Raw genomic sequence first — 10,217 nt, 5'->3', positions numbered from 1 at the left:
CCGCTATACGCTTAAGAACAAGCCCCGCTGATCGCTGTGAAATACGGTTCACCGTTGGCTGTCCAAGAGCGAGGATCCGTTCACCGAAAAGGCCGCTGTACGCTTAAAAGCGGAGAACCCGCTGTACGCTGTTTAGAGTCGTCTTCGTTGAAATCAAACCCGAGAACCTTTTTCTTAAAGAAAGAGCACTGTCGAGCCATTCGCTGCGCTCACGAAAAGACGAGAAGCGAAAATAGGGACTGACGGGCTCCTGACGTCTGTACCGTTTTTCGCGTCCTCTCGCCCTCTCTTTCTCTCTCTCTTCCTCCTCTTCCTCTCTCCTCTTCCCGCTCTTCCAACCTCTTCCCTCTGGCCTCTTACGTCTTTTTTTGCGAGAGATCACGGAAGAAACCCTCATTGCAGGAAAGTGCTATACAATTGCCGAAAGGTCTGTCAAGAACTCGGTTACGTCGTCTGATTTCGACTCGAAGAACTCTTTCGGACAAGAATCGGCAGTTATCTCGCCGTCCTTCAAAAAGATTACCCGATTTGCTATATGCTTTGCGAATTCGGTCTCATGGGTGACGATTATCATCGTCCTCCCTTCTGAGGAGAGCTTTCTGATTACTCTCATTACTTCGCCTACAAGAGACGGGTCTAGGGCCGATGTGGGTTCATCTAGGAGAACAATGTCGGGATTCATGACGAGCGCTCTGGCTATCCCCACTCGCTGTTGCTGTCCACCGGAAAGCTGAGAAGGGTAACTTGTAAGTTTTTCGCCAAGATTCACCTGCCTGAGTTGAATTTCGGCGGCCTTTCTTGCATCTGCCCACTTCATACCGTTCACCTTCACGAGAGGCAGAGCAACGTTATCGACAATCCTCAAATGACTAATCAGATTGAATCTCTGAAATACGAATCCAACCTTTGATCTGAAAGATCTAATTGATTGTCTCGTTCTCTCTACCTGTCTCCCCTTAAAGAAGACCTCGCCTTCATCGGGGGTTATTAGGTTGTTAATGCATCGGAGTAGGGTCGTCTTTCCCGCACCAGAAGAACCCAGGACAGCTATCACATCGCCTTCTTTGACGTCGAACGAGACGTTTTTCAAGACAGACAGCCCATCGAATGATTTTGAGAGGTTCGAGAGCTTCAAAATTACGTTTCTTTCTGTCATGGAATGGCAAGCCTCCTTTCAAGTATCCTTCCTACCAGAGAGATCAGCGATGTCATAAACAGGTAACAGGCGGCAAGTAAGATATACGCTTCAAACACTGCCAAGGTCTGTGTTCCCACCTGTCTGGCGCGCATCGTGAGATCGCCAAGGGCTATGACCGACACCAACGAGCTGTCCTTGATGAGCGTTACGAGCTGTCCGATTAGAGGGGGAATTGAGATTCTAAAGGCTTGTGGAAAGACTATAGAGAACATTATCTGACTTCTGTAGAGTCCCATGGCCTCTCCGGCTTCCTTCTCTCCAGAAGGAACTGCGGCTATCCCCGCTCTAAAGATCTCGCCTACGTATGCTCCCTCAAATAAAGAAAGTGAGACAACTCCCGCCCAGAATCTATCGATGTTAACTGCAGAACCGAAGCCGTAGTAGACTAGAAGAATGACCACCAGTAACGGCATGTTTCTAAAGAACCAAACATAGAGAGTCCCCGCGTCACGCAGCAGATTGACTTTTGAATCTCGTGCAAGTGCTACCACAATTCCCACGATTACTGCAAGAGCAAGAGCGATGACGCTTAGCTGGAGAGTAGTGACGATCCCTTCGATGAAGAGTTTGTAATACCTGGCAAGCGATCTCCAGTTAAAAGGATACACAGCTGAGACTGATGAATAAGAGAACCAGAGCATTCCTGCGACTATTACTCCCAGAATGATTTTCGACATCGCTCTTGTCATAATTCTTTCCTTAGAACTCCGGCTGGTATTCCACGAACCAGTAGTTTTCAAGCTCTTCCAGTGTTCCAGTTGTCTTTACCCACTGAATAAAGGTGTTCAACCACTGAAGTGTTTCAAAGTCTCCCTTTGCAATTGCTACGCCAAAGTCCTCTCTTGTCAGTAGTTCTTCCGTCACATCGAGCTGATCGTATTTCTTTGCCATAAATCTTGCATAAATGGAGTCAAAGATCATTGCGTCGGCCCTTCCGGAAGCAACCTGGAAGGCAGCTTCGTCGATCGTCTCAAACATAAAGATCTGGGCATTGGAGAGGAGTCTGGTTGCTGCTTCTGCGCCCGTCGAACCAAGTTGTACAGCGATCTTGACATCGGGATTGTCCAGGTCTTCCTCGGTGGGTGGAACCGTGTACTTGTTTGTGTTGTAGAGAATTATCTGACCCACTGTCAGATAGGGATCAGAGAAGTTAACTCTCAGAGCCCTTTCCGGAGTTATAGTCATTGCAGACCAGATTATGTCGAATTTGTTTGACATCAGAGCAGGGATTATTCCATCCCAGTTCACAACTACGAATTCCAGTTTCACGCCAAGGATTTCGGCCATCCTCTCGAGGATCTCCACTTCCAAACCGATTCGTTCGCCATCGGGATTGGTTCCATAAAGGGGCATATAACCTGCGTCCTGCCCAACTCTCAGAACACCTCTTTGCCTAACGTCGTCGATCAGACTTCCAAATGCCATTGTCATACAGATCAAAACTGCAAGTACCAGGAACTTCTTCATTCCACACCTCCAATAAAAAAAGACCGGGCCATAAGCCCGGTCTGTTGATTTCCTTAAGAGAGCACGACTAGAAGGTGCCGCCTCCCTCAACCGGGCGCCACAGTCTGTGATGATGAAGCTTGTTTGTCATAAAGAATGAATTCGAACTAACTCTCACACAGATCACCTTCGTAGTGTTTTGATAATTGATAGTATCAACATCTTGTACAGAATGTCAAGTTACGATTTCTGCAAATCTGTTAAGGAATGAACAGCGCTCTACAGGATTCTCTTTATTTCGCCTATGATTCTCTCTGTCTTCTCTGGATTAATGACGATATCAACAGATCTGGCATCTATCTTGTAGACCGGAGAAAGGTCGTATTCTTCAATCCATTGCGAGTACAACCTGTCGAGCTGCTCCCAGTAAGCTATTGGAACTGCAGTCTCCATCTGTCTTCCTCTCCGCCTTATCCTGGAAAGAATCGTATCGACGTCCGCATCGATATAGACCAGCAAGTCAGGCTTCTTCAAGTACTTTATCATTGAATCGAACATTGTCACATAAGCTGCGAATTCCCTTTGAGACATCTTCCCTGTCTCAAAAAGGTTGCGAGCAAAAATCTCTCTGTCTTCATATATCGAACGATCGAAGACGGTGTTGTCTTTCTCTTCAGCCTGTTTCAAAGAACAGTACCTGTGAAATAGAAAGTATGTTTGGAGATGATATGACCATCTCTTTTGATCGTAATAGAAATCCTCGAGGAAGGGATTGTCGGAAACGGATTCGTAGTGAATACTGAATCCAAGACCTTCTGCAATAGCGCTCGCTATAGTAGACTTACCTGCGCCAACATTCCCGGCCAAAACAATAATCTTGCCCAAAAGAACACTCCTCCGCCATGAATGAATATGTCTTAGAAATTCTATCATCAATACACTTGATCGGCTACAAATTGAGATCCAGTAGACCTTTCTTTTGCTTTAGTCCTCAAAGCTATTATATTTCTATACAGTGGTCCTAATGCTGATAACGGTCGGGTAATGTTGTATAATAAATATGTACTTAGGTCGAGTTCGCGCGTTGCAAAGGAGGGATAGAAATGAAGAAACTGTTGTTACTAGCTGTTGTTCTTGGTCTGGCTATCGCCGTTTTTTCCGAACCACTAATCGTTTGGCCCGATAAGGCTCATGGTAAGCCGCTGGTAGCGGGTCTGCACTTTCCCGTCTATGGAGAGGCAAAGCTAGACGTTTTTGGAAACATAACGGGATGGACGGGTCCTAACCTGGGCTTGGGCTGGACATGGAAGACCTATTTTAGTCCACTCGAGCTTCAGAAGATTAATCTCTACTATGAATTTGGAACGAATGTTGTTATCTTCCCATACGTTGGAGTCGGCTTTGATTACGCACTGGTGCTTCAGAACAACCAGACACTTCTGGTCGGAGCAGGTGTTTCTGCTTCACCATTAACCGTTCTGGGCTTTTTCTTCGAGTCACCTTCAGCGATTCTATCGTCTGTCTTGAGTTCGGTGAGACTGAATGTCGCGGTAGTTTTTTGATTGACAGATATGTATAATTGACCCCGAAAGGGGTCTATTTTTTTGAGCGAACATGAGAAGAACGAAGAATCTGAAGAGCTTCAAGTAGTGAATCAACAAGACAGCGAGATCAAAGCCGTGTTGCAGAAATACACGATAGTCGCTGTGATAGTCCTGGCAGTGGTTATTATGCTGCTCTCTTCAAGAGGCCTGGTCGAAGAATTCGACCCCGAGATGGTTTATCCCGCTATAGAAGAGACCGCTCTTCTTTTCGTCAACCAGCACGTGCTTTCAGGAGAGGTGAAAGTTGACCACTTGGAGTTAGTATCCGTTGAATACGCGGAAGTTGATTGGGGAGAGTACTCTTACGAGGCACAGATTGAGTTTTCCAGTTCCGGTACAACTGAAAGTATTTTCACGTCATGGTATTACAGGATCAGGGATGACAATATCGACCTCGCCCGGTACTCATTCGATGGACTGGAGTGGTTTGAACCCTAACTGTTATCATCCTTGCTGTATGCGAGAAATTGCTTCTGGAGAATGAACATACGTTGACTTAATGAGGCCATTAAGTGTAAAATCAGTAAGTAGGATAGGTTCGATATCACTTAAAAGGGGGTAATTTGATGAAAAAAGTCCTTATTCTTGTGGCAGTTCTTTTGGTTGCATCTGTTTTTGTGGCCGCTCCGAAGAACTTCATTCTTGGCCATGGCCTATATGGAGATGTAGTGTATGATCTAGCAGGAAACATCACCGGCTACGAGGGAATGGATTTCTATCTATTCCAGGCAAGCACTTACTACGAAAAGCCGATGACACCAAATGAGCTAAACGCTTATACTTTCGATGGGAAGTTCCTATTCTTCATCCCTGTGTTCGGCAGAGGATGGGAATTCATTCTGAGGCCGGTTGATAATATAGTTCTCAGTGCAGGACTTAGTTTGCTATACAACTTCCTCCCCGGGCCATATCTATACTTGACCATACTTCTCTGAGCCTTTCAGAGATGAGAAAAGACGGTGTGTATGCACCGTCTTTTTCTTTGATTTGTGCTTATATGTGCTGCAGACTATTCTCATTGTAGGCCGACTGGTTTCCTGGAAAAAGTCTCCATCAAGCAACCAGTTTAGGTTCTAATCTATTTACTGCAACTGCTTAATACAAGTCAGAGGAGCGCAAGAATAACTGTTCATAACGATGAATTTTCTTAACTAGTATAGAATTGAATCAGACTAGCATTTCCACTATGGACAGATTCTTTTTCGGTGCTATTGAGGAGGATTGTTTTGAGAGAACTTAGAGAAGATGTGAAGTACATAATCGAGAAATCGATCGAAGCCGTTCAACCTGAGAGCTCGGTAAAAAAGGCGATCGAAAAGGCGGGGCTAACCGGTCCGATATTTCTTCTTGCGATTGGAAAGGCAGCATGGAGAATGGCCAAGGCAGCAAAGGAGAAGCTCGGCGATGAAATCGAACGCGGTGTAGTCATTACTAGATATGGCTACAGTCAAGGAGAAATCGAAGGCATAGAGATATTTGAAGCGGGGCACCCGATTCTAGATAGGAAGACAGTCGAAGCTACCGATCATGCGCTGAAGTTAATTGAATCCGGCAAGCCCGATAAAATCCTCTTTCTTATATCGGGGGGAGGATCGGCACTGTTCGAAAAGCCTGCCGATGGCGTTGCTTTCGAAGATCTTGTGGAGGTTAACAACAAGCTTTTCCGCTCCGGTGCTAGTATCGTCGAGATCAACACAGTAAGAAAACGACTTTCTTCAGTGAAGGGCGGCCGTTTTGCAAGGCTCGTCGCTCCGTCACAGATATATACACTTGTTCTTTCAGACGTTCTTGGCGATCGCTTGGACTCTATAGCGTCCGGGCCGACTTATCCTGACAGCAGTACAAGCGAAGAAGCACTTGCCGTGATCGAGAAGTATGCGCTCAATCTCAGGCCCGAAGTTGTTGAAGCACTGAAGAAGGAGACTCCTGATAGACTTCACAACGTTCAGACCGAGATAATCGGAAGCATCACAAGAGCCTGCGAATCGGCAGCGACATTTGCTAGAGAGCTGGGCTACAACTCTTCAATAGTCACCACCTCACTAGACTGCGAAGCGAGAGATGCCGGAGTCTTCTTGGCCGCAATCGCAAGAGAAGAGCGCTTCAACAGACCTACAAAGAGACCTGCGGCGTTGATACTAGGTGGCGAAACGGTAGTGCATGTTCGGGGAGAAGGTCTCGGAGGCCGTTGTCAGGAGATGACTCTCGCCTTTGCAATCGCAGCAGATGGAATGCAGAACGTAACACTCGCATGTGTAGGTACAGACGGCATTGATGGTCCTACCGATGCGGCTGGAGCAATTGTCGATGGAAACTCTATGAGCAGAATGATCGATGCCGGAATAGATCCGCAACTGTTCCTTCTCGATAACGACTCCTACCACGCTCTGGACAAATCAGGTGATCTATTCAAGACAGGCCCGACGGGCACGAATGTCAACGACCTCATAGTGCTGCTGTGCGAATAGTGTCGATAGATGTAATAATAGAAAGAGGGAATTGACCGCTCATCCAATTCCCTCATTTCATAGGTCTTCTATTTGATTGTCCATCCTACCATTCCCCTTACATAGTATCTCTGCAAGAGGACGTAAATGAGAACGGGAACTATCATGACGAGCAATGACGCGGCCGAAAGCAGTCCCCAGTCAACATGGTAAACACCTCGCATCAGCGGGATTCGTTGAGTCGCGAGCAGCTTTTCCGGTGAGTAGATAAGGATAAGTGCAAGAAAGAAATCACTCCACACCCAGGTGAACTGCAGAGCAGAGGCAGAAGCAATAGCGGGGAATGCATTAGGGAGAACCACGCGGAAAAATATGCCGAAGTCGCCGGCTCCATCGATTCTTGCGGCCTCTTCCATGTCTGCAGGAAGAGTCTTGAAGTAGTTGCGCATGAAGAAAGTTATCCACGGAATTCCCCACGCAGTATGAAGCAATATGAGTCCAAAGAAGGTGTCCACCAACCCAAGGTTGCTCATGATTCTGAAAATGGGTATGGCTATCATCTGCTGAGGAAGAGCAAGCGTTAGCACCACTGTCAATATGAAGGTCTTTCTCAATGGGAATCCGTACCTCGAGATTCCGTAGCCGGCCAGTGCCGCAAGAAGCAGAGGAGCAATAGTAGCTGGAATCGCTATCATTAGCGAATTTATCATTCCCTTGTATAGAGCCGCTGTCCGGTGATTCAACGCTCCGGAGAAGTTCGAGAGAGTCGCATTGAAGGGCTCGAGCTTCCACCATCCATCGATTACCTCGCTGAAAGGCCTCAAGGCCGTCATAACAACACCCATAAGAGGCAGTATCCAGATTAGAGCAACTATCCAGGCTACAACAGTCTTCACAAGAGTCTCTCGTCTCGTTCTCTTCATTCTGCCTCATCCCCCGCCGACTTCATCATTGGTATCGCCGCTAGAAGAGTCGAACCTGCGATTAGCACTGCAACAACAGCAGACTTTCCAAAATCCCACTCTCTGAAGCCGTAGAGATACATCTGGAGCGCCAAGACGTTAGATGAGCCGCCTGGCCCACCCATCGTTGCAATGTAGACAATGTCGAAGACCTTCAGCTCCCATAGAAGCGTCATTGTAAGGACTACAACAGTTATAGGTTTCAGCAGGGGGATAGTGATCTTGAAAAGCATCTTCGCCTTCGAAGCTCCATCTATCTGTGCTGCCTCATAGTATGTGCTTGGGATTGTCTCGAGTCCTGCAGAATAGAGAATCATGGAGAAACCTGTCCATAGCCACACCGAACCGAAGATCAGCGCAAACAAGGCCGTCTCTGGATATGCTGTCCAGGTTTTCGTTTCTAATCCAAGTATCTGAAGAACAAGGTTCACAACGCCCACGTTCTCTTCGAACATGAATCTTATCATTATTCCCCCAACGATCATAGGCATTACCATTCCGAGGAAGATCACGGACTTGACAATCCCTCCACCCTTAACACCTCTCAGAAGAACGGCAAGAAAAAGACCGACGATGGTCGTCAGCGGTAAATGAATGGCTATCCAGAGGATATTGTGGATCAACGAACCATAGGGAAAGCCTCTACTGAATCCTCGCGTATCCAGAATGTCCCTGCTGGAGAAAACCTCAATGTAGTTCGAAAGTGAGATCTTTCCGTCATCGTCCACGAAACTTAGAAAAACCGTATTCAGAGTTGGATACAGAACGAAAACGACCAGGAGAAACAAGGCAGGTAGAATGAAGTACAAGAAGTGTTTTAGCTTAGCCTTTCTTACAGCCAACTATCTCACCTCCGAAAAAAAGTAGTGGGACCCTCAGGGCCCCACTACAGTTCAAGAATTAATTAGGCATCTTCTCGTCAAGATCCATTAGAGCGTCATTGAGTCTTTCTGGGCGGACCCAGATGAGCTTCAGTTGATCCCAGAATGCGGTTTGCCATAGACCACCAATAGAGTCATCAAGATCGTTGAGAGTTTGAACTCCCTCAGTGAGTTTCGCGATTTCCATGTCGACGGCCGGGTAGTTATCCATAGCTACTTCGACCGTTGCTATATGGCCACCCTGTGCGACCTGAATGCTCTGCCCTTTTTCACCGGCAAGGAATTTCACGAGCTCGAGAGCTTCCGCCTTGTTTGTGGCGAATTCTGGAACGAAAGCGTAGTCGATACTGAAAACCATTCCTCGATTCCCCGGGAGGCTGAAAACAGCGAGATCATCGGCATCTTCTACCATTCCGGTTATCCATTGCCCCATGAAGTATAGGCCATAATCTCCTTTCCACCACTGTTCCAGTATCGTTGTCCACTCAGTTGGTACACTGAAGAATCCTCTCTCGATCAGATAGACTAGCTTGCCCATGGCATTTCGAACGGCATGGCTTCTCCATGATGTATTCCCTTCGATAAGATCCTTCTGAAGTTCCGGCCCACCGAACGTTATCAAGAAGTGCTCTGTGACATCAGAAAGAGGCCATCCTACACCATTACCACTTGCAATGGCATTTTTCACTCCAGGCAACGAGTCGATTTTCTCAAGAAGTGCAACAAACTCCTCCCAGGAAGAAGGGACTTCCAAGTCGTGAGCCTCAAAGAAGGATTTTCTGTACCAGAAACCCGGTTTTACCTTTGCCGTGTAAGCTATTCCATAGACCTTTCCGTCTGCGGTTGTTACGTTGTCAAGCGCGCCCGGAATATAAGCATCTCTGTCAATTACATCGGTAAGCTCCGCTATGTTCTTCGTGTTGTTTGTTATGAAACTAGACCACATGAATATCACATCAGCGGGAGCCTTCCTTGCGGCAAACTGAGCAGGTAAGACATTTGCCAGATCCTCTGCCCTGTAAGTCTGATAAGTGTAATCAATTCCCGTTTCTGCCTTGAATGCCTCCAGGACCGGAATGAAAGCATCCATTTCGGAGCCGGACCAAGGTCCGATTACCGAGACGGTACCTGCAAATAGCGCAGTGGTAACTACAAGAAGAACTGCTACCAAAAGCTTCTTCATCAAAAATACCCCCTTTTTCAATGATCGATGTGCTTTTTAGTCAGCAATTCCCTCAAGACCGCATCCACAAAGAAAACCGGGCGCGAGCTTACATCCAAACTAGAAGGGCAGACAACTCTTCGACTGTCCTTAAGAGAAGATTGTTCAACACCTATCAATATTATAGTAAGTTATACGTCTTACTGTACGAAACAGTCTTTCCAAGTTTGTCAGATATTCTTGCTATGAGGAAAGAAGCGGAATCGTATTCAATAAGATCGATCGAGACAAGACGAGAAAAATCATTTTGAGACGTTTGCTGTGCTCACGAGCAGACGAGGGAAAAGTTAGTCACTGCTGAAGTAAGACGCAATGCCGCCTTCGGCGGGACGCAAGGCGCCGAAGAGCATCGGCGGACGCAAGGCTGGCAAAGATCATGCCAGGTCGCAATGCCCGGAAGAGCATCCGGGGATGCAATGCTGCCTTCGGCAGGATGCAACAAAATAGCCATTCAGGC

The 10,217-nt window shown here is 46.9% G+C and carries 11 protein-coding genes; 4 read left to right on the top strand and 7 right to left on the bottom strand.

Annotated features, from left to right (window positions below):
- Positions 1 to 409: 409 nt before the first annotated feature.
- The 4 genes from B3K91_RS02385 to B3K91_RS02370 form a co-directional block, all read right to left on the bottom strand.
- On the bottom strand, positions 410 to 1,156 hold the full coding sequence (locus tag B3K91_RS02385; protein ID WP_214059898.1) for an amino acid ABC transporter ATP-binding protein: 747 nt from the start codon (positions 1,154 to 1,156) through the stop codon (positions 410 to 412).
- Positions 1,153 to 1,887 (bottom strand): amino acid ABC transporter permease, encoded by a 735-nt coding sequence (locus tag B3K91_RS02380; protein WP_099829394.1) that lies wholly within the window; start codon positions 1,885 to 1,887, stop codon positions 1,153 to 1,155. Before B3K91_RS02380 ends, B3K91_RS02385 begins: the two co-directional genes overlap by 4 nt.
- Positions 1,888 to 1,897: 10 nt before the next feature.
- Positions 1,898 to 2,665, bottom strand: a complete 768-nt coding sequence (locus B3K91_RS02375; RefSeq protein WP_214059899.1) for a transporter substrate-binding domain-containing protein — start codon at positions 2,663 to 2,665, stop codon at positions 1,898 to 1,900.
- Between the two features lie 258 nt (positions 2,666 to 2,923).
- Entirely contained in the window at positions 2,924 to 3,529 is a 606-nt protein-coding gene (locus B3K91_RS02370) for a deoxynucleoside kinase (protein WP_214059900.1), read from the bottom strand.
- Between the two features lie 218 nt (positions 3,530 to 3,747).
- Between B3K91_RS02370 and B3K91_RS02365 the strand changes: the two genes are divergently transcribed.
- The 4 genes from B3K91_RS02365 to B3K91_RS02350 all read left to right on the top strand — a co-directional run bounded on the left by B3K91_RS02365 (position 3,748) and on the right by B3K91_RS02350 (position 6,716).
- On the top strand, positions 3,748 to 4,206 hold the full coding sequence (locus B3K91_RS02365) for a hypothetical protein (protein WP_099829397.1): 459 nt from the start codon (positions 3,748 to 3,750) through the stop codon (positions 4,204 to 4,206).
- 42 nt (positions 4,207 to 4,248) lie between these two features.
- Entirely contained in the window at positions 4,249 to 4,686 is a 438-nt protein-coding gene (locus B3K91_RS02360) for a hypothetical protein (RefSeq protein WP_292588105.1), read from the top strand.
- Between the two features lie 128 nt (positions 4,687 to 4,814).
- Positions 4,815 to 5,183: a hypothetical protein gene (locus B3K91_RS02355; RefSeq protein WP_214059902.1), complete on the top strand. Its 369-nt coding sequence runs from the start codon at positions 4,815 to 4,817 to the stop codon at positions 5,181 to 5,183.
- A gap of 291 nt (positions 5,184 to 5,474) precedes the next feature.
- Positions 5,475 to 6,716 carry a glycerate kinase type-2 family protein gene (locus B3K91_RS02350; protein WP_214059903.1) on the top strand — a complete coding sequence of 414 codons (1,242 nt, stop codon included), beginning with the start codon at positions 5,475 to 5,477 and terminating at the stop codon, positions 6,714 to 6,716.
- Positions 6,717 to 6,784: 68 nt separating this feature from the next.
- Here B3K91_RS02350 and B3K91_RS02345 read toward each other — a convergent pair whose 3' ends face one another.
- Genes B3K91_RS02345 through B3K91_RS02335 form a run of 3 tightly spaced genes read right to left on the bottom strand, consistent with a single transcriptional unit; the run spans position 6,785 to position 9,721 of the window.
- Positions 6,785 to 7,618: a carbohydrate ABC transporter permease gene (locus tag B3K91_RS02345; RefSeq protein WP_292593932.1), complete on the bottom strand. Its 834-nt coding sequence runs from the start codon at positions 7,616 to 7,618 to the stop codon at positions 6,785 to 6,787.
- A complete protein-coding gene (locus tag B3K91_RS02340) occupies positions 7,615 to 8,499 on the bottom strand; it encodes a carbohydrate ABC transporter permease (RefSeq protein ID WP_099829402.1) in 885 nt (294 codons plus the stop codon). Before B3K91_RS02340 ends, B3K91_RS02345 begins: the two co-directional genes overlap by 4 nt.
- A gap of 58 nt (positions 8,500 to 8,557) precedes the next feature.
- The gene (locus B3K91_RS02335) at positions 8,558 to 9,721 is read right to left on the bottom strand and encodes an ABC transporter substrate-binding protein (RefSeq protein ID WP_214059906.1); all 1,164 of its coding nucleotides are present in this window, start codon (positions 9,719 to 9,721) and stop codon (positions 8,558 to 8,560) included.
- Positions 9,722 to 10,217: the final 496 nt, after the last annotated feature.

It is taken from the genome of Mesotoga sp. UBA5847 (assembly GCF_002432735.1).
Lineage (GTDB): Bacteria > Thermotogota > Thermotogae > Petrotogales > Kosmotogaceae > Mesotoga.
The sequence above is the reverse complement of the archived record's forward strand: the minus strand, read 5'-3'. Positions and strand labels throughout refer to the sequence as shown.

Coding starts and splice junctions, on each gene's coding strand:
- B3K91_RS02345 (WP_292593932.1), bottom strand. CDS start 7,618: ATGAAGAGAACGAGACGAGAGACTCTTGTGAAGACTGTTGTAGCCTGG.
- B3K91_RS02380 (WP_099829394.1), bottom strand. CDS start 1,887: ATGACAAGAGCGATGTCGAAAATCATTCTGGGAGTAATAGTCGCAGGA.
- B3K91_RS02385 (WP_214059898.1), bottom strand. CDS start 1,156: ATGACAGAAAGAAACGTAATTTTGAAGCTCTCGAACCTCTCAAAATCA.
- B3K91_RS02365 (WP_099829397.1), top strand. CDS start 3,748: ATGAAGAAACTGTTGTTACTAGCTGTTGTTCTTGGTCTGGCTATCGCC.
- B3K91_RS02375 (WP_214059899.1), bottom strand. CDS start 2,665: ATGAAGAAGTTCCTGGTACTTGCAGTTTTGATCTGTATGACAATGGCA.
- B3K91_RS02355 (WP_214059902.1), top strand. CDS start 4,815: ATGAAAAAAGTCCTTATTCTTGTGGCAGTTCTTTTGGTTGCATCTGTT.
- B3K91_RS02335 (WP_214059906.1), bottom strand. CDS start 9,721: ATGAAGAAGCTTTTGGTAGCAGTTCTTCTTGTAGTTACCACTGCGCTA.